Raw genomic sequence first — 2,242 nt, 5'->3', positions numbered from 1 at the left:
GGAGGTACATATGAGAAGTATTAAATACTTAGCTTTGTTGTTTGTTATACTCTCCATGCTTATTCCTACAGTAGCAACTGGACAAGAGCGATTCACTGACGTTGGTTCAGATTACTGGGCAAAAACAGAAATTGAATTTTTAGCACATCAATCAATTATTGGTGGGTATAATGATGGCACCTTTAAACCTAGTAACAATGTGACTCGTGCCCAAGCTGCAATAATGATAGCTGCAGCACTAAACTTAGATTTAGAAAACAGACCAGCTCCTAACTTTACTGATATCTCTACAGATTTTCACGCTTATGATGTTGTAGCTGCTGTAGCTGATGAAGGGATTATAAATGGGCGTGATGGTCGGTTTATGCCAAACGCTCCTCTTACTCGGGGTCAAATGGCCGCTATTCTTCAAAGAGCATTTAACCTTGAAGGGACAATAGATAGAGGATTTAATGATATTAGACCCGATCACACATTTTATAGCGAGATTCAAGCGCTAGCAGCTAATGGAATCACAACAGGTTATTCTGCAGATAACACATTCCGTGCGTATAATCCAACTACAAGAGCTCAGTTTTCTGTATTTTTAGCACGTGTTTTAGATGATTCCTTTAAGCAGGGTAATAGTGCTAGAGATGGGGATTTAGAAATACATCATATTGACGTTGGTCAAGGAGACTCCACACTAATTATTACACCAAACGGGTCAACGATTCTTATTGATGCGGGAACACAGACGGCTGGCAAGAGAGTTGTTTCATATCTTAAACAGGCAGGAGTTAGTTCTATCGATAAATTTGTCATTACACATCCCCATGCAGACCATGTCGGTGGGGCGGTAGAAGTCATGCAAAATTTCGGGATTGGACAAGTTATCGACTCTGGAGTTCCGCATTCTTCACAGACATACATAAACTACTTAGAATTTATAGACCAGAATGAGATCCCTTTTGTTGTTGCGACTGTTGGAAGTACAATTGATGTTGATTCTAATGTAAACATTTTGGTTGTAAATAGTGGAAAAGAAGGGGATTCCTTAAACGATGCAAGCGTATCCTTGCACCTTACCTATAAGGAATTCACATACTTAATAACGGGTGATGCAGAAGAGAAGGCAGAGAACTCGATTGTGGAACAATTTAATGTATTGTCAGATGTTCTACGTGTAGGTCATCATGGATCAAATACAAGTTCAAATCCATATTTTCTCACTAATGTTCAACCAAAAGTAGCTATTATAAGTTACGGTGAAGGTAACAGCTATGGTCATCCGCATGGGGAGGTCATACAGCTATTAGAATCGGTGGGGGTTGAAAGCATTTTTGGAACTGCTGGCGGACCTGTTGTTGTAACAACTGATGGTCAAGACTTCCAAGTTGAGGGTGGTAATTCTATTCTTCCTTATGAACCGAACGAGCCAGTTGAACCACCTCAAGAGAATAATTCCTATCCAATTAACATCAATACTGCTGGTTATGAACTTCTTCAAGAAATAACAGGAGTAGGCCCAGTAATCGCTCAAAATATAATTGATTACCGTGAAGCAAATGGACCATTTAACAATATTGAAGAAATCATGAATGTCAGTGGCATTGGGCAAGCGCGGTTCGAAGCAATGAAAGACCAAATCACTGTATCGGAGTGATAAAAGTGGATAAGTACACACTCGATAGATTCGTTGACGGTCAAACGGCCGTCCTCCTCCTAAGAGATAATGAGTCGGTCCAAAAGGATGTTTCCATAAAACAATTACCTTCTAATGTGAAGGAAGGCGACATTTTAGAAATCCAATTTAATGTTGATGGGTCAATCAAAAAAGCAAACGTATTAAAAAAGGAAACAGATGCTGCTATAGATAAAGCTAAGTCTTTGTTAGAAAAATTGAAAAAGAAAAACCAAAAATAGTCCACTTCGGTGGGCTATATTCTTTCTACGCTTTTTAAACAATCAATTTTGACATATGTATATTCATCATCATCTGTAACAAACTTTATCTGCTTCAATTGCAAATCTACTCGATCTACATACCCCACAAATTCATGATAAGCCCAATTATCCCAATAGATAACACGTACTTCTAAAGTATGGTTTAGTGCATCCATGACCACATAACCGATTTCCTCCAGTTCTTGCTCATCTAGTTCATGCTTTTTCACTTTCTTTTGATCTACTTTCCGTTGACGAATCAGAGCAACATGTTCGGGCAGCATCATTCTAGAGCCTTCCCACTTTTTGTTAGACC

Annotated in this window: 3 protein-coding genes; 2 read left to right on the top strand and 1 reads right to left on the bottom strand. The window is 38.8% G+C overall.

Annotated elements, in window-relative coordinates; genetic code table 11:
* Together BLT_RS0114370 and BLT_RS0114365 are read left to right on the top strand one after the other, a co-directional pair.
* On the top strand, positions 1-1,645 hold a 1,645-nt coding region (locus BLT_RS0114370; protein WP_236611098.1), incomplete at its 5' end, for an S-layer homology domain-containing protein.
* A 5-nt stretch (positions 1,646-1,650) separates the two neighbouring features.
* Positions 1,651-1,905, top strand: coding sequence for a DUF3006 domain-containing protein (locus BLT_RS0114365; RefSeq protein WP_017728471.1), 255 nt, complete (start codon positions 1,651-1,653; stop codon positions 1,903-1,905).
* Positions 1,906-1,919: 14 nt separating this feature from the next.
* Here the strand turns inward: BLT_RS0114365 and BLT_RS22735 are convergent.
* Positions 1,920-2,242 (bottom strand): YolD-like family protein (locus BLT_RS22735; protein ID WP_017728470.1); only part of this gene is annotated, 323 nt, incomplete at its 5' end.

This window comes from Halalkalibacterium ligniniphilum, assembly GCF_000334155.1.
GTDB classification, from domain to species: domain Bacteria; phylum Bacillota; class Bacilli; order Bacillales; family Bacillaceae_D; genus Halalkalibacterium; species Halalkalibacterium ligniniphilum.
Note: the sequence above shows the minus strand (reverse complement) of the source record. Positions and strands in the feature narration are given on the sequence as shown.